19 protein-coding genes are annotated in these 21,453 nt (G+C 69.8%); 10 read left to right on the top strand and 9 right to left on the bottom strand.

Annotated elements, in window-relative coordinates:
• The first annotated feature begins 6 nt into the window (after positions 1 to 6).
• The 6 genes from ABGB01_RS37940 to ABGB01_RS37915 all read left to right on the top strand — a co-directional run bounded on the left by ABGB01_RS37940 (position 7) and on the right by ABGB01_RS37915 (position 5,867).
• A complete protein-coding gene (locus tag ABGB01_RS37940; protein WP_347778438.1) occupies positions 7 to 1,176 on the top strand; it encodes a homogentisate 1,2-dioxygenase domain-containing protein in 1,170 nt (389 codons plus the stop codon).
• Entirely contained in the window at positions 1,173 to 1,940 is a 768-nt protein-coding gene (locus tag ABGB01_RS37935; protein WP_347778437.1) for a hypothetical protein, read from the top strand. Before ABGB01_RS37940 ends, ABGB01_RS37935 begins: the two co-directional genes overlap by 4 nt.
• Complete coding sequence (gene fahA, locus ABGB01_RS37930) at positions 1,937 to 3,040, top strand: fumarylacetoacetase (protein ID WP_347778436.1); 1,104 nt, start codon at positions 1,937 to 1,939, stop codon at positions 3,038 to 3,040. The genes ABGB01_RS37935 and fahA overlap by 4 nt, the downstream gene beginning before the upstream one ends.
• Positions 3,041 to 3,114: 74 nt before the next feature.
• Positions 3,115 to 4,302 carry an Ig-like domain-containing protein gene (locus ABGB01_RS37925; protein ID WP_347778435.1) on the top strand — a complete coding sequence of 396 codons (1,188 nt, stop codon included), beginning with the start codon at positions 3,115 to 3,117 and terminating at the stop codon, positions 4,300 to 4,302.
• Between the two features lie 53 nt (positions 4,303 to 4,355).
• Positions 4,356 to 4,787, top strand: coding sequence for an NfeD family protein (locus ABGB01_RS37920; protein WP_347778433.1), 432 nt, complete (start codon positions 4,356 to 4,358; stop codon positions 4,785 to 4,787).
• 3 nt (positions 4,788 to 4,790) lie between these two features.
• Positions 4,791 to 5,867, top strand: a complete 1,077-nt coding sequence (locus ABGB01_RS37915; RefSeq protein ID WP_347778431.1) for an SPFH domain-containing protein — start codon at positions 4,791 to 4,793, stop codon at positions 5,865 to 5,867.
• Positions 5,868 to 5,940: 73 nt separating this feature from the next.
• On the opposite strand, the gene ABGB01_RS37910 is transcribed toward ABGB01_RS37915, so the two are convergent.
• The 4 genes from ABGB01_RS37910 to ABGB01_RS37895 all read right to left on the bottom strand — a co-directional run bounded on the left by ABGB01_RS37910 (position 5,941) and on the right by ABGB01_RS37895 (position 9,206).
• Positions 5,941 to 6,465 (bottom strand): hypothetical protein, encoded by a 525-nt coding sequence (locus ABGB01_RS37910; RefSeq protein WP_347778429.1) that lies wholly within the window; start codon positions 6,463 to 6,465, stop codon positions 5,941 to 5,943.
• A gap of 369 nt (positions 6,466 to 6,834) precedes the next feature.
• Positions 6,835 to 7,419 carry a hypothetical protein gene (locus tag ABGB01_RS37905; protein WP_347778427.1) on the bottom strand — a complete coding sequence of 195 codons (585 nt, stop codon included), beginning with the start codon at positions 7,417 to 7,419 and terminating at the stop codon, positions 6,835 to 6,837.
• The gene (locus ABGB01_RS37900) at positions 7,416 to 8,006 is read right to left on the bottom strand and encodes an RNA polymerase sigma factor (protein WP_347778425.1); all 591 of its coding nucleotides are present in this window, start codon (positions 8,004 to 8,006) and stop codon (positions 7,416 to 7,418) included. The genes ABGB01_RS37905 and ABGB01_RS37900 overlap by 4 nt, the downstream gene beginning before the upstream one ends.
• A gap of 21 nt (positions 8,007 to 8,027) precedes the next feature.
• Positions 8,028 to 9,206, bottom strand: a complete 1,179-nt coding sequence (locus ABGB01_RS37895; RefSeq protein WP_347778424.1) for a Gfo/Idh/MocA family oxidoreductase — start codon at positions 9,204 to 9,206, stop codon at positions 8,028 to 8,030.
• Between the two features lie 159 nt (positions 9,207 to 9,365).
• Here ABGB01_RS37895 and tdh point away from each other — a divergent pair, with 159 nt between their 5' ends.
• The 4 genes from tdh (at position 9,366) to ABGB01_RS37875 (ending at position 14,665) form a co-directional block, all read left to right on the top strand.
• Entirely contained in the window at positions 9,366 to 10,433 is a 1,068-nt protein-coding gene (gene tdh, locus ABGB01_RS37890; RefSeq protein WP_347778422.1) for an L-threonine 3-dehydrogenase, read from the top strand.
• Positions 10,433 to 11,602, top strand: a complete 1,170-nt coding sequence (locus tag ABGB01_RS37885) for a glycine C-acetyltransferase (RefSeq protein ID WP_347778420.1) — start codon at positions 10,433 to 10,435, stop codon at positions 11,600 to 11,602. The genes tdh and ABGB01_RS37885 overlap by 1 nt, the downstream gene beginning before the upstream one ends.
• A gap of 288 nt (positions 11,603 to 11,890) precedes the next feature.
• Positions 11,891 to 13,615 (top strand): RNA-binding domain-containing protein, encoded by a 1,725-nt coding sequence (locus ABGB01_RS37880; RefSeq protein ID WP_347778418.1) that lies wholly within the window; start codon positions 11,891 to 11,893, stop codon positions 13,613 to 13,615.
• A gap of 147 nt (positions 13,616 to 13,762) precedes the next feature.
• Positions 13,763 to 14,665 (top strand): LysR family transcriptional regulator, encoded by a 903-nt coding sequence (locus ABGB01_RS37875; protein WP_347778416.1) that lies wholly within the window; start codon positions 13,763 to 13,765, stop codon positions 14,663 to 14,665.
• 332 nt (positions 14,666 to 14,997) lie between these two features.
• Here ABGB01_RS37875 and ABGB01_RS37870 read toward each other — a convergent pair whose 3' ends face one another.
• The 5 genes from ABGB01_RS37870 to ABGB01_RS37850 form a co-directional block, all read right to left on the bottom strand.
• Entirely contained in the window at positions 14,998 to 16,722 is a 1,725-nt protein-coding gene (locus tag ABGB01_RS37870; protein ID WP_347778414.1) for a YfjP family GTPase, read from the bottom strand.
• The gene (locus ABGB01_RS37865) at positions 16,719 to 18,560 is read right to left on the bottom strand and encodes an ABC transporter (RefSeq protein ID WP_347778463.1); all 1,842 of its coding nucleotides are present in this window, start codon (positions 18,558 to 18,560) and stop codon (positions 16,719 to 16,721) included. Before ABGB01_RS37865 ends, ABGB01_RS37870 begins: the two co-directional genes overlap by 4 nt.
• A gap of 63 nt (positions 18,561 to 18,623) precedes the next feature.
• The gene (locus tag ABGB01_RS37860; protein WP_347778462.1) at positions 18,624 to 19,280 is read right to left on the bottom strand and encodes a response regulator transcription factor; all 657 of its coding nucleotides are present in this window, start codon (positions 19,278 to 19,280) and stop codon (positions 18,624 to 18,626) included.
• 65 nt (positions 19,281 to 19,345) lie between these two features.
• Complete coding sequence (locus ABGB01_RS37855; protein ID WP_347778413.1) at positions 19,346 to 20,755, bottom strand: HAMP domain-containing sensor histidine kinase; 1,410 nt, start codon at positions 20,753 to 20,755, stop codon at positions 19,346 to 19,348.
• Positions 20,755 to 21,447: a response regulator transcription factor gene (locus tag ABGB01_RS37850; RefSeq protein WP_347778411.1), complete on the bottom strand. Its 693-nt coding sequence runs from the start codon at positions 21,445 to 21,447 to the stop codon at positions 20,755 to 20,757. The genes ABGB01_RS37855 and ABGB01_RS37850 overlap by 1 nt, the downstream gene beginning before the upstream one ends.
• Positions 21,448 to 21,453 lie beyond the last annotated feature (6 nt).

The following is a 21,453-nucleotide window of genomic DNA, read 5'->3' as shown; positions in this document are numbered from 1 at the left end:
GGGCAGATGCCGTACTACCGGGTCGTGGGGGAAGTGCCGCGCAAGCGGCACGTGCAGTTCAGACGGCCGGACGGCGGTCTCTACGCGGAGGAGCTCATGGGCGAGGAGGGCTTCTCGTCCGACTCCTCGCTGCTCTACCACCGCCACCTGCCCACCGCCATCGTCAAGGCGGAGGCGGTCACGCCCACGGCCGAGGCCCGCCTCGAACCCAACCTGCCCCTCTCGCCCCGCCACTTCCGCACGCAGGAGCTGTCCAGCGCGGGCGACCTCGTCACTGGCCGCATGCTGCTGGCCGGCAACGGCGACGTCCGGTTGTCGTACGCCACCAGCGACCGGCCGAGCGAGCTCTACCGCAACTCCATGGGCGACGAGTGCGTCTACGTCCAGCGCGGCGCCGTGCGCTTCGAGTCCACGTACGGCGTGATCGAGGCAGGCGAGGGCGACTACGTCGTCATCCCGACCGGCACCATCCACCGCTGGGTGCCCGAGGGCCAGGTCAGCGTGCTGGCCATCGAGGCGGGCGGGCACATCAGGCCGCCCAAGCGCTACTTGTCGCAGCACGGACAGTTCCTGGAGCACGCGCCCTACTGCGAGCGCGACCTGCGCGCCCCTGCCGAGCCGCTCGTCGTGGAGGGCGAGGAGGTGCCGGTGCACGTGCGCACGCGCGGCGGGCTGACCCGGCTGGTCTACCGCAACCACCCCTTCGACGTGGTCGGCTGGGACGGCTGCCTCTATCCGTTCGCGTTCAACATCAACGACTTCGAGCCGATCGTGAAGAAGACGCACGCGCCGCCGCCGGTGCACCAGACGTTCGAGGGGCCGGGGTTCGTGGTGTGCTCGTTCTGCCCTCGGCCGCTCGACTACCACCCCGAGGCCATCCCGATCCCGTACAACCACCACAACGTCGACTCCGACGAGTTCATGTTCTACGCGGGCGGCGACTACTCCGCGCGCAAGGGGTCCGGCATCGACGTCGGCTCGATCTCCCTGCATCCCGCCGGGTTCACGCACGGGCCGCAGCCCGGAGCGGTCGAGGCGGTGATCGAGGCGGTCGGGCGCGGCGTCACGACGACGAGCGAGATGGCCGTGATGGTCGACACGTTCCGCCCGCTCGACCTCGGCCCGGCCGCGCTGTCCTGCGAGGATCCCGGATACGCCTGGACCTGGGCACGATGAGCATCTTCACGGCACTGATCGACGACGCGGGCCTGTTCCCGCCGACGTCGCTGCACATGGACGAGGCCCTGTCCCGCAACCGGCGCGACCTGGAGGCCGGCAGCCCGGTCCTCACGCACCGGTTCCTCTGCCCGGCCAGCCGGCTCGACCGGCTGCGCGGCATGGAGTTCAGGCCGCGGCGGATCGGCCTCATCCTCGACACCGACGAGCTGCCCGCCTTCGACGACCTGCCCGTGGACATCGTCGAGATCCGCGCGCCCGCCGACACCCCGGTCGCCGCGGTGGCGGCCCGGCTGTCCCTGCCGCAGGGGGTGCGGCTCTTCGTCGAGGTCCCGCCGCACAGGGTGACCTTCGAACCGCCCGCGGGGGTGGGGCTGAAGGTGCGCTGCGGCGGCCCGTCGCCTGAGGACTTCCCGCCGGTCGACCACCTCGCGGCGTTCATCAGGTCGTGCGTGGAGCACGGCATCCCGTTCAAGGCCACGGCCGGGCTGCACCACGCCGTACGCCACTTCGACCCCTCGCTCGGCGTCGACCGGCACGGCTTCCTCAACCTGCTGGTGGCGGTCTGCGAGGCCGTGGAGGGGCGCGACCCCGGGCCGGCGCTGCGCACCACCGACGTCGGCCATCTCGTACGCCTGGCGCGGTCCGTGACCGAGGACACCGCGAAGCGCGCCCGCGAGCTGCTGGTCAGCTACGGCTCGTGCAGCACGGGCACGCCCGTCGAGGACCTGCGCGCACTCGGACTCGTGGAGGTGAACGCATGAGCTGGGGGGTCGACAACCTGCCCTACGGGGTCTTCTCCTGCCCGGGACAGGCGCCCAGGGTCGGCGTACGGTACGGCGACAAAGTGCTCGACCTGGCGCCGGCGCTGCACGACGAGGTGTTCGCCGCTCCCACGCTCAACCCGTTCATGGCCAGGGGCCGCGCCGCCTGGCACGACACCAGGACCCTGATTCAGAACAAACTGACCGGCGACCTCTCGGTGACGGAGGCGCACCTGATCCCGCTGGAGCAGGTGCGCCTGCACCTGCCGTTCGAGGTCGCCGACTACGTCGACTTCTACGCCTCGATCGACCACGCGAGCAACCTCGGCAAGATCCTCCGCCCCGGCGACGAGCCGCTGAAGCCCAACTGGCGGCACCTGCCGGTCGGCTACCACGGCAGGTCGGGCACCGTCGTCGTGTCGGGCACACCGGTCAAGCGCCCGCACGGCCAGCTCGGCCCTGGGGTGTTCGGGCCGTGCAGGAAGCTCGACATCGAAGCCGAGCTGGGGTTCGTGGTGGGCGTGCCGTCCGATCACGGCTCGCCCGCGGGGGCGTTCGAGGAGCACGTGTTCGGGGTGACGCTGGTCAACGACTGGAGCGCCCGCGACATCCAGGGCTGGGAGTACGTGCCGCTCGGCCCGTTCCTGGGCAAGTCGTTCGCCACGTCCGTCTCGCCGTGGGTCACGCCGCTGGAGGCGCTGCCGAGGATCCCCGGCCGTGCCCAGGACCCCGAGCCCGCCGCCTACCTGCGCAGGCAGGGCGACTGGGGGCTCGACATCACGCTGGAGATCGTGCTGAACGGCGAGGTCGTGTCGCGGCCCCCGTACGCGGCGATGTACTGGACGCCCGACCAGATGCTGGCGCACATGACGGTGAACGGCGCCTCGCTGCGCACCGGAGACCTGTTCGCCAGCGGCACGGTCTCGGGCCCCGAACGCGGCGAGCGGGGTTCGCTCACCGAGCTGACGTGGAACGGCACCGACCCGATCAAGCTGGCCAGCGGCGAGACCCGCGCGTTCCTGCAGGACGGCGACACCGTGACGATCCGGGCGACGGCCGGCGACCTGACGTTGGGGGAGGTTTCCGGAACCGTCCGATAAGTCACTCCGCGTGCTTGCATGCTGACACACCGCTACTCTAGGGAGCCCCTCACCCTCGGAAAGCAGGAGTGGACATGCGGCGTGCCGTGGTGACCTTTGTCGCCTTCCTCCTGGTCTGTGGCTGCGCGTCGTTCCCGGCCGAGACCTCGCCCGCCCCGCCCGTGGTGCGCGTGTGGCCGCCCCTCGACGCCAAGCGCGCCCGCCCCGACCGCGGGCTGGTGATCAAAGCGCAGGGCGGCACGCTCTCCCAGGTCACGGTCCACGAAAGCGGCGAGCCCGTGCCCGGCGGGCTCGACCGATCAGGCACGGTCTGGCGCTCCCGCTGGACGCTCAGACCCGCGGCCGAATACACGGTGAGCGCCACGGCCACGGTCGCCGGCGGCCCCGCGACGGTGGCGCTGGGCCGCTTCCGCACCCGCGCGGCCGGGCGTACGTTCCAGGTGGCCGCCACCGCCCCCCTGCCCGGAGAGACGGTCGGCACGGGCATGCCGATCATCATCGACTTCGACACCCCCGTGGAAGACCGGGCGGCCGTCGAGCGCGCGCTCGAGGTCACGGCCGAGCACCCGGTGGAGGGCGTGTGGCGGTGGACCAGCGACACGCGGGTGGCCTTCCGCCCTCGGGAGTTCTGGGCGCCCCGGCAGCAGGTCACCGTCACGGCGCACCTGGCGGGCGTGCGCGCGGCCGACGGTCTCCACGGCGCCGTCGACTCCACGTTCGTCTTCACCGTGGGCCGCTCGCAGACCAGCACGATCGACACCAGGACCCACCGGATGGTCGTCCGCCGCGACGGCCAGATCGTGCAGCGCATGGCCATCAGCGCGGGCATGGCCACCACTGAGGAATACACCACGACCAGCGGCATCCACCTGACCATGGACAAAGGCAATCCGGTCCGCATGGTTTCACCGGGCCGCGACGAGGGTGAACCCGACTTTTACGACATGATGATCGAGCATGCCGTACGCATTTCCGACACCGGCGAATACGTGCACGCCAAGGACAATCTCTGGGCACAGGGCAGGGAAAACGTCAGCCACGGTTGCGTCAATGCCCGGCCAGACCAGGCGGAGTGGTTCTACACCACCACCCTGCGCGGCGATCCGGTCGTCATCACGGGCACCGACCGCACCCTCGAATGGGACAACGGGTGGGGTTTCTGGCAACTCCCGTGGGAGAAATGGCGGCAAGGGAGCGCGCTTCAGAAAGCCGGGCGCGACGCACTCATGGGTGCCGCAAGGGTGAATCCAGGGCTACCTTAGAGCAAGGGAACAACCCGCCGGTCCAGGCCCGTTGTCCTAGTAGGAGGGCCGATATGGATGAATGGATCATCTGGATAATCCTGGCTGTCGTTCTTGGCGTGGCCGAGATATTCACGCTCACGGCCTCGCTCGGGCTTTTGGGTGCGGCCGCTCTCCTGACCGCCGCCACCGCGGCGCTGGGCTTGCCCGTTCCTCTGCAGTTGATGTTCTTCGCCGCCTCGTCCGCCGCAGGCCTGCTGGTGCTCAGGCCCATCGCGATGCGCCACGTCAAGCAGCCGGCACTGCAACGATTCGGGGTGGAAGCACTCGTCGGCAAGCCCGCCTATGTGATCTCGGAGGTGACGGGCCACGACGGTCGCGTGCGCGTCGGGGGTGAGGAGTGGTCCGCGCGCGCGTACGACGAAACCCTGGTGATCCCCACAGGGGCGACCGTCGACATCATCGAGATCGAAGGGGCGACAGCCCTCGTCTATCCCCGGGAGTGACTCATGGATCCGCTCTTGCTGGTCGGAATCTTCATCATCCTTTTCGCGGTGTTCACCGTGCTCAAAGCAGTGCGGATCATCCCACAGGCGCGGGCGCGCAACGTGGAGCGGCTCGGCCGATACCACCGCACCCTCAAGCCCGGCCTCAACTTCGTCATCCCCTACATCGACCGCGTCTACCCCATGATCGACCTCCGCGAGCAGGTCGTCTCCTTCCGTCCCCAGCCTGTCATCACCGAGGACAACCTGGTCGTCGAGATCGACACCGTCCTCTACTTCCAGGTCACCGACCCGCGCGCGGCGGCGTACGAGATCGCCAACTACATCCAGGCCGTCGAGCAGCTCACCGTCACGACGCTGCGTAACGTCGTCGGCTCCATGGACCTGGAGAAGACCCTGACCTCCCGCGACACCATCAACAGCCAGCTGCGCGGCGTCCTCGACGAGGCCACCGGCAAGTGGGGGCTGCGCGTCAACCGCGTCGAGATCAAGGCCATCGACCCGCCGAAGACCATCAAGGACGCGATGGAGAAGCAGATGCGGGCCGAGCGCGACAAGCGCGCCGCCATCCTCAACGCCGAAGGCCAGCGGCAGTCGCAGATCCTCACCGCCGAAGGCGAGAAGCAGAGCCGCGTCCTGCGCGCCGAGGGCCAGCGCACGGCCGCCATCCTGGAGGCCGAGGGCCAGTCGCGCGCCATCGACCAGGTCTTCCAGGCCGTCCACCGCAACGACCCCGACCCCAAGCTGCTCGCCTACCAGTACCTCCAGGTGCTGCCGCAGCTCGCGCAGGGCGACGGCAACACGTTCTGGGTGATCCCGAGCGAGGTCACGTCGGCGCTGCAGGGGGTGTCGAAGGCGTTCACGGAGGCCCTGCCGAAGTCGGCGGCCACCCGCGAGGAGATGCCGGAGAGCTCGGCCGCGGAGGAGGAGGCCGCCAAGGCCGCGGAGGCCGCTGCCGAGGCCGTGGCCGACGCCCAGCAGGCCGAGAGCCCGAAGGGGCCGCGCCAGCTCACGCAGGGCGCCCGGGAGCCCGCCGCATTCCCCGACCTGGACAAGAAGCCGACGGAGGCCGAGCGCTGAGGTTTTCGATCAAGAGAGTTGCTCCGGGCGGCCGGCAGGTCAGTTGAGGGGTGGGAGGCCGGCCGCCACCGGATCAGGAGGCGATCTCGAAGATGGCGGCCACCTGGCTCTCCCGATGGGCGTCACGGGCCCGGCAGGCCAGTTTGACCGCCGCATCGGCGATGACGAGGTCGCGGTTCGCCGGGGCGATGTCATCGCCCATCTTGGTGCGCAGCCACTCCGAGATCTCGGCCCAGGAGTAGAGGCTGATGTTGTCGGCCTCCATCAGCGGCTTCGGGAAACCACCGGGGCCGCGCTGGCCCGTGGCGAGCTGCCGGAGGCTGGCCTGTGTGCGGCCCCCGTGCCGGCGCGCCGCGTCCCCCAGCGTCACCCCGTCGTCGTGGCCGACCCCGGTGGCCCACAGACCTGGAACCGTCCTGATCTGGGTGAGCACGGATGCAACGGCGTCGAGCAGGGTCTCGGCTTCCCGGTCGCACATGAAGTAGGGCGTGGACCCTCCGACGAGCGCGCAGTCGTCCATGCCCGCCTCGAAGAGCCGGTTGAACTCGTCGGTGTCCGGCTCGCGGTTGAGCATGACCCGGAAGTCCCAGACAGTCATGACATCTCCTCTTTGTCTATTTCGCCACATGCGCAGTGGGTGATGGCCCACCTGCGAATCTGCTTCGCGTGTACGCCGGGATTCCGGGGCGTGGAGTTGACCGCGAAGGGGTTCTGTCCGCAGACACAGATGATCCATCCCCAGCGGTGCCCGTTGTGATCTTCCACAACCGAGAAGGCGGCGCTGAGCTGACGAAGCGCTTTGATCGCCGCATTGATCTCGTTGTGCTGATGTCTTCCTCTACTGACCATGTACCAACCTTGCAACAGTGTTGCACGTTTAGTACGGCGATTCCAACCCTGGCGTTCCAGCTGACACACGACGGCGCCCGCCACACGAAAGCGTGTGGCGGGCGCCGGAGTGCTGGGATCAGTGCGACAGAGGTGCGTCCGTCGTGTCCACCAGTTCGCATTCGGCGATCGGGTCCTGGCCCACGCGGGCCCAGATCCCCGCGACGACCCCACCGTTGTTCTCAGAGACGCTGAACTCCAGCACCCCCGTCTGCCCCTCGCCGATCACCCGCGGGTCGATGGCGAAGCCCGGTTCGGTCTTACCTCCGGGCACCGGGAACGGCGCCAACGGCGCGTCCTCCTGGCTCAGGAAGTGGCTGCTGCGCGGCTGCGGGCTGCACTTCTTGCCGCGGGGGATGTAGGTCACCACCACGTTCGCTCCCATGGCCCGCAGGTCCTCCTGGAGCTGCTCGGGGTTCTTGGCCTCGTTGATGGTGATGTCGATGAGGCCGTCGGGGCGCTTTTCCACCGCGTACGCGGGGGTGCCGCCGAAGAGCGCCGGCACGGCCACCGCGGCGGCAACTGCGAGGCCCAGGACGGGCGCCAGCACGGCGAGGCGCGGGACCCGCCGCTTCGCGGGCCGCTTGTCGATCTCGGTCATCACGAACTCCTTGAGCAGTCGGTGACGGCCCTCGGGAAGTTCACGTTCGGTCGGCCAGTTCATCGAATCTCCCACTTCTGACGAGGGCCACGGTCACCTGTTACCTGTCGGTCCGGCGGCGCGGGTTCCCCCGCGGCGGCGAGTTTCCCGCGAGCCCGTGACAACCTCGACTTCACCGTGCCGACCGGGACGCCCAGCGCCTCGGCCGCCTGGGCGTAGTCGAGGCCCGCCCAGACGCACAACGCGAACACGTCCTGCTCCTGGCGGCGCAGCCGGCCATAGGCGGCACGAACCGCGGCCAGCCGTTCCGCGTCCTCGATCCGGCCCACCACCTCGTCGGCGAAGTCGGGCACCGGCTCGCCTCTGGGCAGCCTGGCCAGGGCGTCGTCGTGCCTGCGGGCGGCCCTGCGCATGTTGCGGGTCACGTTGGTGGCGATGCCCAGGAGCCACGGCCGCAGGGAGCCGCCGCTGGGGTCGATGCGCCCGCGTAACCGCCAGGCTTCGAGAAATGTCAGCGCCGTCACGTCCTCGGCCGTGGACCAGTTGGCGGTCAGGCGGAAGGCATGGTTGTACACGGCCTTGGAGCACTCATCGAAGAGCTCGCCGAAGGCCGCCCTGTCTCCATCCCGGATCCGGGTGCGTATATCCACATATGTCTACTGTCCGCCCGCCTACTCCGGTTCCACCTGCCCCCGGTCGAAGTACGCGGCCAGCTCGGGGTCGAGGTCCGGCACGTCGTACGGCATGCCGCCGTTCCGCAGCGACATCGTCGCCATATAGCCGGCCGCCACGCTCATCCGCGCCGCCACCGGCGAGGTGTCCGTCACGCCGCCGTCCCTGACGAACCTGAGGAACTCCGTCACGATCTCGGCGTCCGCGCCGCCGTGCGTGCCCAGCGCGGCAGGCACCTTGTACGTGATGTCGCCCTCTCCCCGGTAGCCCGTGGGCCCCGTGTTCCACACCTTGACCGTGTCGCCGGGACCGTCGCCGAAGTTCTCCAGGCGGCCCTCGGTGCCGATGACCGTGTAGTTGCGCACGTAGTCGGGCGTGAAGTGGCACTGCTGGTAGGCGGCGATGACGCCGTTGTCCAGACGCATGTTCATGACGGAGACGTCCTCGACGTCCACGACGTGGTACAGGTCGCGATGCCCGGACGGCGGCCAGGTGTAGTCCTGCAGCCAGCCGTACGGCCGTGGCGTGCCGGGGTCCCGGCGCGGCAGGTCGCCGTAGAGCATCAGGTCGCCGAACGCGTTGACCCTGGTGGTGTAGCCGCCCGCCAGCCAGTGGATCACGTCGAGGTCGTGCGCCGCCTTCTGCAGCAGCAGCCCGGTGGTCCTGGTGCGGTCGGCGTGCCAGTCCTTGAAGTAGTAGTCGCCGCCGTAGGAGACGAAGTGGCGCACCCAGACGGTCTTCGGCTCGCCGATGACGCCCTTGCGGATGATGTCGCGCATCAGGCGGACCACGCCCATGTGGCGCATGTTGTGGCCGACGTACAGGCGGGTGCCGGTGCGTCGGGCGGCGCGCAGGATGCGGTCGGCGCTCTCCACGGTGATGGCCAGCGGCTTCTCCAGGTAGACGGCCTTGCCCGCCTCCAGGCAGTCGATGGCGATGCGCTCATGCGTGTCGTCGGGCGTCATCACGATGACCGCGTCGAGGTCGTCCCTGCCGAGCAGCTCGTGGTGGTGCTCGGTCAGCAGCTCCGCCTGGAAACGGCCGGCCTGTCTCTTGAGCACCGCCGGGTCGGAGTCGCACAGGGCGGCCACCACCGAGCCCTTGCCGGGGCGGTGGGCCGTCAGGGCGAGGCTCGTGCGCAGGCCGAGGCCGATGACGCCGATACGCAGGTCGTTCACCAGTGTTCCTTCCGAAGGCGGACGAAATAGTACAGGGCACCTGCTACCGGGCGGCGGCGTGAAGCTGTGCTGTGGGGGCACTTAAGAAACCCTCGATGGACACGCTCGGCGGGGAACGGGCACAGTGCGTTACTGATGGTTCGACGTAGGGGGACGCGCATGAAGGCGCTGGTCAAGGAGCGGGACGAACCCGGCCTCGCGCTGGTGGACGTGCCGGAGCCGGAGGTGGGGCCCGGCGAGGTGAAGATCCGGGTCCTGCGGACCGGCATCTGCGGCACCGACCTGCATATCCGGAAATTTGACGATTGGGCGCGGCACACCCTGAAACCTCCGTTGATCGTGGGTCATGAGTTCTCCGGCCACGTCGTCGAGGTGGCGCCGGACGTCGAGGACATCACCCCCGGCGACCTCGTCAGCGGCGAGGGGCACCTCGTCTGCGGCAAGTGCCGCAACTGCATGGCCGGCCGCCGGCACCTGTGCCGCAACACGATCGGGCTGGGCGTCCACAGGGACGGCGCGTTCGCCGAGTACGTCACCCTGCCCGCCTCGAACGTCTGGGTGCACCGCGTCCCCGTCCATCCCGACGTGGCCGCCATCTTCGACCCGTTCGGCAACGCCGTACACACCGCGCTCTCCTTCCCCCTGGTCGGCGAGGACGTGCTGATCACCGGCGCGGGCCCGATCGGGCTCATGGCGGCGGCCGTGGCCACGCACGTCGGCGCGCGCCACGTAGTGATCACCGACATCAGCGACGAGCGGCTCGACCTGGCCCGCAAACTCGGCGTCTCGCTCGCGCTCAACGTCTCCAGATCGTCGATCGCCGAGGGCATGCAACGGCTCCACCTGCGCGAGGGCTTCGACGTGGGGCTGGAGATGTCCGGCAGCCCGGCGGCGCTCCGCGACATGATCGCCTGCATGACCCACGGCGGCAAGATCGCCATGCTCGGGCTGCCCGCCGAGGAGTTCGCCGTCGACTGGTCCACCGTCGTGACGTCCATGATCACGATCAAGGGGGTCTACGGCCGCGAGATGTACGAGACCTGGTACAACATGTCCGTGCTGCTGGAGAAGGGCCTCGACCTCTCCCCCGTGATCACCGACCGGTTCCCCTACTACGCCTTCGACGCCGCCTTCGACACGGCCGCCAGCGGCCGTACGGGCAAGGTCATTCTGGACTGGAGCGCAACGCCGGCCGAAGCGGCCACGACCACCGACAGGAGCGCCTGATGTTCACGAACGTGCGCGAGCAGCTGCGTACGACGCTCGACGAGATCACCGAGGCCGGGCTGCTCAAGCCCGAGCGCGTGATCAGCACCCCGCAGAGCTCCCAGGTGAGCGTGGCAGGGCGCGAGGTGCTGAACTTCTGCGCCAACAACTACCTCGGCCTGGCCGACGATCCCACGGTGGTCGAGGCCGCCAAGGAGGCGCTCGACCGGTGGGGGTTCGGGATGGCGTCCGTACGCTTCATCTGCGGCACCCAGGAGGTGCACAAGGAGCTCGAATCCCGCCTGTCCGACTTCCTCGGCATGGAGGACACCGTCCTGTACAGCTCCTGTTTCGACGCGAACGGCGGCGTCTTCGAGACGCTGCTCGACGCCCAGGACGCGGTGATCTCCGACGCGCTCAACCACGCCAGCATCATCGACGGCATCCGGCTCTCCAAGGCCAAGCGGTTCCGGTACGCCAACCGCGACATGGCCGAGCTGGAGGCCAGGTTGAAGGAGGCGTCGGAGGCGCGGCGGCGGCTGATCGTGACCGACGGCGTGTTCTCCATGGACGGATATCTCGCCCCGTTGCGTGACATCTGCGACCTGGCCGAGCGGTACGACGCCATGGTGATGGTCGACGACTCGCACGCCGTCGGCTTCGTCGGGCCCACCGGGCGCGGCACACCCGAACTGCACGGCGTCACCGACCGGATCGACATCATCACCGGCACGCTCGGCAAGGCGCTCGGCGGGGCCAGCGGCGGCTACGTCTCGGCCCGCAAGGAGGTCTGCGAGCTGCTGCGCCAGCGTTCGCGCCCCTACCTGTTCTCCAACTCGCTCGCGCCCGTCATCGCCGCCGCGTCGCTGCGCATCCTCGACCTGCTGGAGACCTCGAACGACGCCCGCGAGCGGCTGCGCGCCAACACCGCCCGTTTCCGCGACCGGATGACCGAGGCCGGGTTCGACATCCTGCCCGGCGACCACCCGATCGTGCCCGTGATGATCGGCGACGCCGCCGAGGCGGGCGCCCTGGCCGAGCGCCTGCTCGACCTCGGCGTCTACGTGATCGGCTTCTCCTACCCCGTCGTGCCGCACGGCCAGGCGAGGATCCGCGTCCAGCTCTCGGCCGCGCACTCGCAGGCGGACGTCGACCGCGCGATCCAGGCCTTCATCCAGGCCCGCGGCTGAGTCGCTTTGTGCACCGCGTGGAACGTTCTTTGGGCAACGCGTTGGCCCAACGGCCCTGTCAAAGGAGTCGCCAAAGGCGACCCGCTTCAGTCCTGCGCACTGGACGCAAAGTGCTGGTCAACAGATGGATAGGCACTGAGATAGGTCGCAAGACGGACAGGTTCCCATAGCCCATCAGACTTGCCACGCCAGGGGAAGGGGCAGTCGAAACGCTGTCCTTTGGGGACCCTTTGGGGATACCGTTGGTCCAACGGAAATCTCAAAGGAGCCCCAAAGGTGACGTCTTCAATGCCGGTCCTCAAGAAGATCCTGTCGGGGACGACCGCCGCCAAGTGCGAAACGGACACCCTCGATTTCAAGCAGGCGAAGCCCAACCTCAAAGAGGCGTTCCAAGACCTCGCGGAGGCGTGCGTCTGCTTCGCCAATGCCGGCGGGGGGACCGTGATCGTCGGTGTGGCGGACAACAAGTCGGGTGAAGATGCGTTCATCGGCTGCGACATGGACGCATCAATCCTGCGGAGCAAGGTTCACCAGCTCACCATGCCTTCCCTGCTCGTGGACGTGCGGGAGCTGAAGTTCGCCGGAAGGCGACTTCTGGAGATCATCATCCCGGAAGGCCTTGAGGTGTATTCCACGGCAAAGGGGTATACGTATCAGCGGATCAACACGGACTGTCTGCCGATGCGTCCTCTCGATGTGACCCGACTCTCGGAAGAACGTCGCGGATTCGACTGGTCTGCCACCGCGAGCGGCCGGTCGTTGGACGACGTGGATCCGCTGGCCCTGAGATATTGCAGAAGGCTTCTCGCCGGTTCGACCGATCCGGCTCGGCAGCGATACTCGCAGTTCGGGGACAGGGACTTGCTGAACGCACTACACGCGATCGCGGACGATGGGAGCTTGTCTCGCAGCGGGGAACTGATGCTCTGCCAGAACCCATCGAGCGTCGGGATCAACGCAGCGGTCTACCAACACAAGCGCACTCAGTCCGGTGAGGCCGATGCGGTGTTGCGCGTCGGCGCTCCTCTGGTGCTGGCTTTCGATGAGGTCCTCCAGGCCATCAGGGCCCGGCAAGGCATCACCCCCGTAACCCTTGCCGACGGACGCCAGTTGCAGATCGAGGACTATCCGTCGGCGGCGATACGTGAAGCCCTGGTCAACGCGTTCATCCACGGCGATTGGCGTTTGAGGGGCACCGTAGAAGTAGAGCATTCACCGCAATACCTGCGTATTGAATCACCAGGCCCTCTGGTCTCCGGAGTGACCACGAACAACATTCTGACGAGAGGGTCGAGAGCACGCTTCCCCGCGCTGGCCTCCGGCTTTCGACTGCTAGGCCTGGCAGAGGAGGTCGGGCAGGGAGTCGATCGAATGTACCGGGAGATGATCAAGTCCGGGCGGGATGTGCCAGTGATCACCGAAGGGGCCGAACACGTAGTTGTGCTGTTTCGAGGGGAGCCGCCCAACACCCGGATCGCGAAATTCGTGGCCTCACTCCCCCAAGAAGAGCAGGACGACACGGATGCGATGCTCATCATTCGCATGCTGTGCGCGAAGCGTACGGTTCGCTCCTCCGAGGTCGCGCCCGTCATTCAACGGTCACAAGATGAGGCGCAGGCGGCACTCCATCGACTGGCAGCGGAACCTGCGGGCGTGTTGGAGCCCACTCGAGCCACCATGCAACATCACTACCCTGCATATCGGCTTCGAGCAGAGGTGGTTTCTCACCTCGGAAGCGCCGTCGCGTACCACAGCCGTGCGGCGGATGACATCGACAGGAAGATCATCGAGCACGTGCGCGACTATGGCGAGGTCAATAGCCGGACCGTTCAGCGACTGTTCGACGTAGGTGTCTACCAAGCCCGGGACATCATCCGAGACCTGGTCGGGAGAGAACTGCTGACCCGGACGTCCGAGCAGAAGCGAGGGACGGCCGTCCGATACGGGCCTGGGCCGAAGTTTCCCAAGGCGAAGACCAGCCGCTCAAAAGTTCGTCGACCGGAGGCTGACTAAGACAGCGCCCAGCCAGGCCGCACCTACGTGGCCGGCTCTTCACACCCTGTCGTGCCTCATGGCCAGCCAGGATCCGCGTCCAACTGCCGGCCACGGACGGTGTTCCTCGACGTGTGACCGAGCTGGGCGAGTCAGTATTCTCGCTGCGTGATAGACACGCGGCGGCTGCGTACGTTGCGCGCGGTGGCCGACCACGGCACGGTCACCGCCGCGGCGGCGGCGCTGCACCTCACCCCTTCGGCCGTGTCCCAGCAACTCGCCGCCCTGGAACACGAGGTGGGCCACCGCCTGCTCACGCGTGACGGGCGCGGCGTGCACCTGACCGCGGTGGGCAAGATCATGCTCGTTCACGCCAACGAGGTCCTCGCCCAGCTCGAACGCGCCGAGGCCGAGGTGGCCGCGTACACCACAGGCGAGGCCGGCGAGGCGACCGTGGCCTGCTTCGCCACCGCGATCAGCGCCGTGCTCTCACCCACGATCGCCGCCCTGCGCTCCACCGCCCCCGGCCTGCGCGTACGCATACGAGACGCCGAGGGCGACCAGAGCCTGGCCATGCTGCTCGACGGAGAGGTGGACCTGGCGATCGCGGTGGAATACCGGGACGCGCCCGACGCCTCCGACCGCCGGTTGTCGCGCATGCCGCTGTACGCGGAGCCGTTCGACCTGGTCCTCCCCCGCGACCATCTCCTGGCGGGGTCGGCCACGCTGGAGTCGCTCGCCTCCGAGACGTGGATCGGCCCCTATCCGGGCAATCCGGTGCACGACGTGATCGCGTTCGCCTGCCGGCAGGCGGGCTTCACGCCGGACCTCGCCCACTGCTCCGACGACTTCCGCGCCGTGGTCGCCCTGGTGGGCGCGGGCGCGGGGGTGGCTCTCGTGCCGCGGCTGGCGCTGCGCGACATGGCGCTGCCCGGAGTCGTCGTACGCCACACGCCGGGGCCGGAGCGCCGCGTCTTCGCCGCCGTACGCCGCGGGGCCGACTCCCATCCCCTCCTGCGCCCGCTCCTGTCGGGGCTCCGTACGATTTCCGGTTCGCTCGGAACGCCCTAGCTCATGCGCTATCCCGAGCAGTCGACCCTTCGCGTCGCCGGCGAGCATGGTGGTGAGGATCCTTTGATCCTTCCTCGTGAGGCCGCTCCTGGAGTCAGGAGAGATCCCCTTCCGCTTGATCGGCAAGCATCGGCGTATCACTTATGAGGATCTCCAGAAGTACAAGCGCCGTGACGACGCCAAGCGCCGCACGGCTGCCGACCAACCTGCTGAGCCAGGGCAAGATCTGGGCATCTGACTATGGCCCTCGTGGTTGTTCACGACGCGAACGTGCAGGCTGGCGACCGTGCTGCTCAGGAAGGGCCGCACCTGACAGCAGACCGGGCCCCGGTTCAGGATCGGGCCAGTTCCAGCGCCTCGGTGAAGCGGGCGTACCTGTCCAGTTCCGCCCTCACCGGATCCAGCACGAAGTCCTCGCCGACCTGGCCGATGGCCGCGCGCAGGGCCCGGGACGTACGCCGGGCTCTGCGCCTGCCACCCGCCCAGGCGGCCAGCCTCGCCAGCAGCGCGATCAGCACGCCCGCGAGCGCGCCTCCCACCAGCAGCACCGTCGGCCACGGCACCACGCCGGCGGTCGGGAGCGGCGGCTGCGGCAGGCGCAGGTAGTCCATCCCGAACAACACGCCCAGCCACAGCGCGCCGGCCACCATAGCCGCGAACACCAGCCACTGCAGCGCGTTCACCGCCCGCCACCACCGAGGTCGCCTGGTCGCGCCGGCGGACGTCCTGGCGACCGCCCGGTCCACCGCGTCCGCCAGGTCCTGGGAGCGCGAGCGCGCCGCGTGCCGCACCGCCGCCGCCCACGGGCCGGGCAGCCCGGACGCGGCCGCCTCGCCGACGTCCCTGACCGCCGTCTCGACCTGAGCCCGCTGTACGGCCGACGCCGCCGGAACCGACGTGCGGCCCACGATTTCGCTCCCAGGCTCCCCGCCCGGCCCTTCGATCTCCCTGCCCGCCCCGCCGGTCACCGCGCCTTGGAGGGCCATGCCGTCGACGCGCAGCCTCCGGAGCGGGTCGGGCCGGAACCTCCTGAGCCACCTCGTGACCGGCCACCCGGTGGCGACGATCGCCCGGTGCCGGTGCCCCTTGGCCACGGCCTCGACGACCAGCGGCACCCCGGCCGCCTGCGACAGCGCCCCGGTGAGCGCCCTGCCCGGCCCTCCCGTCAGCTGCGCCGCCCCCTCCGTGCCCCGCCCGGCCGCCAGGACGCCGTCCGGCTCGTCCGCCGCACCCGGCAACCCCTCCGAGGCCGGGCCGGCGGTGGTGAGGTGGGTGGCGGCGGTGGTGACGTCGGCGGCCAGGCGGGCGGACCACGACTTACGTTCTGAGACCCGGTCCTGGAGGAGCGAGCGGAGCTGGGGCAGCCCCGTCCCGGTCCTGGCGGAGACGGCGAGCACCGGAACCCCCTGCATCCCGTCGTCGTCCAGCAGCCGGCGCATGTCGCGCAGGCAGCGGTCGACGGCCTGCGCGGGCAGCCGGTCCACCTGGTTGAGGACCACCACCGTCACGTCCCGGTGCGCGGCCAGCGGGCGCAGGTAGCGCTCGTGCAGCGCCGCGTCGGCGTATTTCTGTGGATCCACCACCCACACCAGCAGGTCGACCAGCTCCACCAGGCGATCCACCTCCAGGCGGTGGGAGAGCCGGATGGAGTCGTGGTCGGGCAGGTCCAGGAGGATGAGCCCGGACAGGTCGCCGGCGGCGGTGGCGGAGTGGCGCTGCGGGACGTCGAGCCAGTCCAGCAGCGGACCCGCGCCCTCGCCGTCCCACAGAGCCGCCTGCGCGGTCGAGGTCGTCGGCCTGGTGACGCCCACGGCCGCCAGCTCCGCACCGGCCAGGGCGTTGTAGAGCGACGACTTGCCGCTGCCGGTCGCCCCCGCCAGCGCGGCCACGGTGTGGTCGACCGACAGGTCGCGGCGTGCCCCGGCCCGCTCGGCGACCGAACGCGCGCCGGACACCGCCTGCTCGGGCAGCCGCCCCTCGGCCAGTGACGCCGCCTCAAGAAGGGCGGCGAGCCTGGAGTCGAGAGACGGGCCCTCCTTACGGCGCAGCAGCTTCACGGCCTCTCCTCCGGGTCGGGCGGCATCGGACCTTGCACGGGCCCGACGACCGGAAGCTCGGCGGTGGGCGGTCCTGGCGGTTCGGCGGGTCCAGCGGGTTCGACGGCCGGATGGTCGGCGGTGGGCGGTTCGAGGGCGGGCGCGGGGAGTTCGGTGCGGTGGGCCTGGATGCGGGCCAGCGCCGCGCGCAGCGCCCCCGCCGTGTCCGCCGGCGGCTCGACCGCCTCCAGCTGGGCGGTGAACCGGGCGGCCTCCTCGGCCAGCAACGTGCGTACCCGCTCGCGCAGATCCTCCCGTGCCCGCACCGTGAGCGTCCGCACCGCCTGGTCGCCGAAGACGGCCTCCAGTAGCTTCTGCGTCAGCACGCTCGTCCCGCCGGCGATCCCCACCTCGATCCCGGTCAGCCCTCCGGTGGAGGCGAACACGGCCAGCATGAGCAGCAGCCCCGCCCCGTTCACCCCGAACGACGCCACGCGGGCGGCCGTGCGCTTCTCGGCGCCCTCCTCGCGTACGAGGTCGAGCACGAACTCCTGCCACCCCCGCACCGCTACCTCGGCCCGCTTGGCCAGGTCGGGCGAGGCGCGGCCGAGCCGGGCGGACTCGACGGCGCCGAGCCGTTCGAGCAGCCCGGGGCCGCCGGGCGCGGCGGACCACCCTTCCAGGGCACGCTCGGCGGCGCCGTCGGCCGCGCCCCTGATCAGCGCCCCGACGCCGCTCTCCAGGGCGTCTCTGAGCTTGACCTCCGGCACCCGTCCCGTGAAGAAGCCGACGACGCGGTCGCGCAGCCGGCCCACCCGGCTCTCCAGCGAGCGCATGAGGTCGCCGGTGCCGATGAAGTCCTGCCAACGGGCCAGCACCTCGCCCCGCAGCAGCGACCCGTCGCGCATGCCCTCGTCGAAGTCGGCCATGCCGCCCGCGTAGGCCGCCGTGACGATCGAGCGCAGGCCGTCGAAGGCGGCGCGCTGGCGGTCGACGGCCCCGGCCAGCGACGGCACCCGGATGGCGAGGCTGTCGAGCGCCCCCGACAGCGTCTGGCGTACGACGCGGGACCTTTCCGCGGCGTCGGAGGCCAGCCCCGTGAGCCAGGCGACGATGGGCCGCACCATTTCACGGGGCAGCCGGGCCTTCTCGTCGGGGAGCGGCGCCTCGGGGACGGTGAACAGCCGGGTGTCCGCCAGGCCGTTCTCGGTGAGGAGGCGGGACAGGTCGCGCGAGACGGGGTCGAGGGCGTCGGGCGGCACGCGGTCGAGGACGACGGCCAGCGCGGTGCTGCGTTCGCGGGCGGAGCGCAGGAAGCCCCACGGCACCTCGTCGGCGTAGCGGGCCGCGGTCGTGACGAACAACCACAGGTCGGCCGCCGCCAGGAGCTGGGCGGCGAGTTCCCTGTTGGCGGTCACCACGGAGTCGATATCGGGCGCGTCGAGCAGCGCGAGCCCGGCGCCGAGCGCGTCGGAGGTCACCACGCGCAGCGTGCCGGGGCCGGCGCCGGTGCCGCGGGACAGGCCGGGAAGCACGTTCTGGCCCATGAACCAGTCGCGGTCGGCGGGGCTGACCACGAGCGTGGGCACCAGCGTCGTGGGCCGCAGCACGCCCGGCTCGGCGACGTCGGCGCCGACCAGCGAGTTGACCAGCGTGGACTTGCCCGCGCCGGTGGATCCGCCGACGACGGCGAGCAGCGGCGCGTCGAGGGAGCGCAGCCGGGGCAGCAGGTAGTCGTCGAGCTGGCCGGTCAGCTCGCGCAGCGCGCGCCTGTCGGCCGCGGTCTCCCCGATCGCCAGCTGGAACAAGTCGCGGTCGAGGGGACGGCGCAGTGTCTCCAACGCGCCCAGCAGGTCCATGAACCCCACGCTACCCAGCGTGAACGACATTCACCGGCCCGCGGCGCCGATGGTGTCGCGCGCTCAGCCCGCGGGCGGCTCCCTCAGCACGTAGCCGACGCTACGGAGCGTGTGGATGAGCCGCGGCTCGACGTCGTCGACCTTGCGCCTGAGATAGGAGACGTACGACTCGACCACGCCGGCGTCGCCGCCGAAGTCGTAGTTCCAGACGTGGTCGAGGATCTGCGCCTTCGACAACACGCGCCCGGCGTTGACCATGAAGTAGTGCAGCAGCTTGAACTCGGTCGGCGACAGCCGTACCTGCCTGCCGTCCCGCCACACCTCGCGCGCGTCCTCGTCGAGCTCCAGGTCGGCCACCTTGAGCCTGCTGGCGGGCCCGCCCTCCCCGCGGGTGCGCCGCAACACCGCCCGGATCCTGGCCTGCACCTCTTCGAGGCTGAACGGCTTGGTCACGTAGTCGTCGCCGACCCGCAGCCCGGCGATCTTGTCCTCGGTGGCGTCGCGGGCCGTCAGGAACAACACGGGCGCGCCGATCCGCCTGGCCACCTCGAACCCGTCGAGGTCGGGCAGCATGACGTCGAGCACGACCAGGTCGGGCGAGGCCCGTTCCGCCACCTCCACGGCCTCCTGGCCGTCGGCGGCGGTCAGCACCTCGAAACCGGAGAAGCGCAGGCTGGCGGAGAGGAGATCCCTGATGCTGGGTTCGTCGTCCACCACCATGATCAGCGCCTCGGGTTTCGTCACCTACTCAGCGTGACAAAATCACCTGAGGGTTTGCTGAAGGCTCACTCCAAGGCGAGTGGGAGTTCGACCCGGAAGGTGGAGCCCTCCTCGGGCGAGCTCTCGACCGTCACCGTGCCGCCGTGCGCCTCCACCAGCGCCTGCACGATCGCCAGGCCGAGCCCGCTGCCCCGGTCCTCCCCCGACCGGCGCGACCGGGCGGAGTCGGCCCGGTAGAAGCGTTCGAAGACCCGTTCCAGCTGGTCGGGGGAGAGCCCGGGGCCGCTGTCGGCGACCTCGATGAAGAGCGTGCCGTCGCCGGCCCCGGCACGCACGGTGATCGGCGAGCCCGGCTCGGTGTGGGTGATGGCATTGGTGACGAGGTTGCTGACGATCTGCCGCAGGCGCACCTCGTCGCCGGCGACGATCAGGGCAGCGCCGCCGATCACGTCGAGCTTCACCGTACGGTCGGGCGCGAGGATCCTCGCATCGTGTACGGCGTCCGCGGCCAGCGCCAGCATGTCGACCGGGCGCATCTTCAACGGTCGCTGCTGGTCCACCCTGGCCAGCAGCAGCAGGTCGTCCACGAGCAGGCTCATCCGCCCCGCGGCCTTCTCCACGCGCTGCATCAGCTCGGCGGGGTCGGCGCCGGGGTTCTGCCTGGCGTACTCGGCGAAGCCGCGGATGGAGGTCAGCGGGGTGCGCAGTTCGTGGGAGGCGTCGCCGACGAACTCGCGCATGCGCACCTCGGAGCGCCGGGCCGCGGCCTCGGAGTCCGACCTGGCGGCGAACGCGGTCTCGATCTGCGCCAGCATTCCGTTGAGCGACCTGGCCAGGCGGCCCACCTCGGTACGCGGGTCGCCGTCCGGCACCCGCCGCCCCAGCTCGCCGGCCGCGATGGCCTCGGCCGTGCGCTCGATCTGGGCGAGGGGACGCATGCTGCGCCGTACGATCGTGATGCCCACGACGGCCAGGATGAGCAGGATGCCGCCGCCGCCGAGCAGCTCGATGAGCACGAGCCGCCGGGTGATGGCGTCGACCTCCTCCAGGTCCACCGCGACGATGAGCGTGCGCCGGCGGACCATGCTCTCCAGCACCCGCCACTCGCCGTTGCCCCTGATCGCGGGCGCGTTGTAGGGCTCGCGATCAGGGGCGGACTGCAGGACCGGCTTCGGCTTCAGGTCGACGTCACGGTCGATCAGCATCGGCTCGAACGCGCCGCCCGGCTCCTTGACCAGTACGATCGCGTCGGACTCGATGGCGATCGGCCGGTCGGAGGTCTCCCTGTCCCTCTTCCAGTCGCTCAGGACCTTCTTGTGCATGCGCAGGCTGAGCAGGTGGAGCTGGCTGTCGACCCGGTCGATGAGGTAGCCGTGCAGCACCGAGACGCTGACCAGGCCGATGAAGGTCATACCGAACCCCAGCAGGGCCAGCATCGAAGCGATCAGCTTGATCCGCAGCGGCAGGCCGCGCATCACGGGCTCGGCGGCAGGCGGAGGACGTAGCCGACGCCGCGCAGCGTGTGGATGAGCCGCGGGCTGCGGTTGTCGATCTTGCGGCGCAACACGGACACGTACGACTCGACGATGCCCACCTCGCCCCTGAAGTCGTAGTCCCACACGTGGTCGAGGATCTGCGGCTTGGACAGGACCCGGCCGGCGTTCGTCATGAAGTACCGCAGGAGCTTGAACTCGGTCGGCGACAGCGCCACGGCGTTGCCCCCGCGCCACACCTCGTGGCTCTCCTCGTCCAGCTCGATGTCGGCGAACGTCAGCCTCGGCGGCGGCGACTGCTGCTCCCCGCTCGTACGGCGCAGCACCGCGTGGATCCTGGCGATCACCTCCTCCAGGCTGAACGGCTTGGTCACGTAGTCGTCACCGCCGATGGTGAGCCCGCGGATCTTGTCCTCGGTCTCGTCACGAGCGGTCAGGAACACCACCGGCGTGTGCAGCCCGCCGCCGCGCAGCCGCCTGACGATCTCGAATCCGTCGAGGTCGGGCAGCATGACGTCGAGCACCATGAGGTCAGGGCGGTGCCGCTGCACGGCGGCCACGGCGTCGAGACCGCTCTTGGCCGTGGTCACGTCGAAACCCGCGAACCTCAGGCTCGCGGCGAGGAGCTCGAGGATGTTCGGATCGTCCTCGACGATCAGCAGGCGTGCTTCCATCACCTA

This window comes from Nonomuraea sp. B5E05 (assembly GCF_039880665.1).
In the GTDB taxonomy this organism is placed as follows: Bacteria; Actinomycetota; Actinomycetes; order Streptosporangiales; family Streptosporangiaceae; genus Nonomuraea.
This window is presented reverse-complemented; position numbering and strand designations above follow the sequence as displayed.

What these genes read in the sequence shown, in the direction of transcription:
- ABGB01_RS37940 (WP_347778438.1), top strand. Translation starts at nt 7, where the DNA reads ATGCCGTACTACCGGGTCGTGGGGGAAGTGCCGCGCAAGCGGCACGTG.
- ABGB01_RS37935 (WP_347778437.1), top strand. Translation starts at nt 1,173, where the DNA reads ATGAGCATCTTCACGGCACTGATCGACGACGCGGGCCTGTTCCCGCCG.
- fahA (WP_347778436.1), top strand. Translation starts at nt 1,937, where the DNA reads ATGAGCTGGGGGGTCGACAACCTGCCCTACGGGGTCTTCTCCTGCCCG.
- ABGB01_RS37925 (WP_347778435.1), top strand. Translation starts at nt 3,115, where the DNA reads ATGCGGCGTGCCGTGGTGACCTTTGTCGCCTTCCTCCTGGTCTGTGGC.
- ABGB01_RS37920 (WP_347778433.1), top strand. Translation starts at nt 4,356, where the DNA reads ATGGATGAATGGATCATCTGGATAATCCTGGCTGTCGTTCTTGGCGTG.
- ABGB01_RS37915 (WP_347778431.1), top strand. Translation starts at nt 4,791, where the DNA reads ATGGATCCGCTCTTGCTGGTCGGAATCTTCATCATCCTTTTCGCGGTG.
- ABGB01_RS37910 (WP_347778429.1), bottom strand. Translation starts at nt 6,465, where the DNA reads ATGACTGTCTGGGACTTCCGGGTCATGCTCAACCGCGAGCCGGACACC.
- ABGB01_RS37905 (WP_347778427.1), bottom strand. Translation starts at nt 7,419, where the DNA reads ATGAACTGGCCGACCGAACGTGAACTTCCCGAGGGCCGTCACCGACTG.
- tdh (WP_347778422.1), top strand. Translation starts at nt 9,366, where the DNA reads ATGAAGGCGCTGGTCAAGGAGCGGGACGAACCCGGCCTCGCGCTGGTG.
- ABGB01_RS37885 (WP_347778420.1), top strand. Translation starts at nt 10,433, where the DNA reads ATGTTCACGAACGTGCGCGAGCAGCTGCGTACGACGCTCGACGAGATC.
- ABGB01_RS37880 (WP_347778418.1), top strand. Translation starts at nt 11,891, where the DNA reads ATGCCGGTCCTCAAGAAGATCCTGTCGGGGACGACCGCCGCCAAGTGC.
- ABGB01_RS37865 (WP_347778463.1), bottom strand. Translation starts at nt 18,560, where the DNA reads ATGGACCTGCTGGGCGCGTTGGAGACACTGCGCCGTCCCCTCGACCGC.
- ABGB01_RS37860 (WP_347778462.1), bottom strand. Translation starts at nt 19,280, where the DNA reads ATGGTGGTGGACGACGAACCCAGCATCAGGGATCTCCTCTCCGCCAGC.
- ABGB01_RS37855 (WP_347778413.1), bottom strand. Translation starts at nt 20,755, where the DNA reads ATGCGCGGCCTGCCGCTGCGGATCAAGCTGATCGCTTCGATGCTGGCC.
- ABGB01_RS37850 (WP_347778411.1), bottom strand. Translation starts at nt 21,447, where the DNA reads ATGGAAGCACGCCTGCTGATCGTCGAGGACGATCCGAACATCCTCGAG.